General features: G+C 56.6%; 2 protein-coding genes. Both read right to left on the bottom strand.

Translation table 11 applies throughout. The features are described 5' to 3' along the window. Positions 1-119: 119 nt before the first annotated feature. Positions 120-350, bottom strand: coding sequence for a hypothetical protein (locus AC1QQ2_RS14440; protein WP_479713669.1), 231 nt, complete (start codon positions 348-350; stop codon positions 120-122). Next, a partial coding sequence (locus AC1QQ2_RS14435; protein ID WP_479713668.1) for a lysozyme occupies positions 350-1,005 on the bottom strand: 656 nt, incomplete at its 5' end. The genes AC1QQ2_RS14435 and AC1QQ2_RS14440, both read right to left, overlap by 1 nt.

The raw sequence follows: 1,005 nt of genomic DNA, 5'->3' as shown, positions 1-1,005 counted from the left end.
CTCCATCAATCATGGCAATGAGGCGCGCGCCAGTGACGACTGATTTATCACCGCCATCAGCGGCAAGGGCGGCTGCATGTTCGGTGCGAATTGCGGATGTTGCATCGCAGATCGCGTTACTACTTACCGCGTTCACGCAACCAGTCGCGCAAAATATTGGGATCATCGCCCAGATGTGCAGCTTCATTGTCGATTGCCTTCCGTGTTTTGGCGTATGCCTCAGCGGCGTCCAGAGCGGCCTGCTGACGCGCATTGCGCTTTCCTGCGGCAAAGACTGCCAAGACAGCGATAGCGCCCGCCACAAGCCACGCCAGCGCGCGACGGATGCTATCTGGAAGCAAAGCCCACATCAGCGGTCACCCAGCGACCATTTGCGAAGACGCTCGCGCATGATGTAAAGCCCAGCCAGCACCACGATGCCAGCAAAGCCCAGCGCAACTACCTGCGCCGTGCCGGATAGCGAGCCAAGCGCTGCAATACCAGCACCTGCGCCGGATGCGATCTGCAAGGCCGATGCCTGCACAGTAGTGGATTGCGCTGGGCTGATCCGCTCATCAAAGGTAGGCACCTGCTCAAAGACTGGCGTCAGGAACAGTTTGCGCTCGGCCTCACGTCGCCGAACCAAGCCCTTGAGAGTTTTCCCGCCAGCTTTGTTCCATAGTAGGAAAGAATCAGCCGCCTTGGCGTAATCACCATCGAGCAATTTGGCCAGCACAGTGCTACGGCCAAACCCAGAAGCGCCGATATTATATGCCAGCGAAACACAGGCACCAAACTGATTGTCATTCAGGTCTGCGGTAATCATAGGCCGGATCTGGTCTGCAAATTTATTCAAGCCATCCGCAAGAAGCTGATCGGCTTCAGCTTGCGTTATTGTCATGCCAGCGGTGGGGATGATACCAAGGCCAGCGCGTGCCGTTGTGCCATAGCCGATAGTCCAAACGCCAATAACATCACGATAGGCAGTCAGCTTGCAGCCCTCGAATTCCTTCACAAGATCAATCG

The organism is Aestuarium sp. (assembly GCF_023253315.1).
In the GTDB taxonomy this organism is placed as follows: Bacteria; Pseudomonadota; Alphaproteobacteria; order Rhodobacterales; family Rhodobacteraceae; genus Marivivens; species Marivivens donghaensis.
Note: the sequence above shows the minus strand (reverse complement) of the source record. Positions and strands in the feature narration are given on the sequence as shown.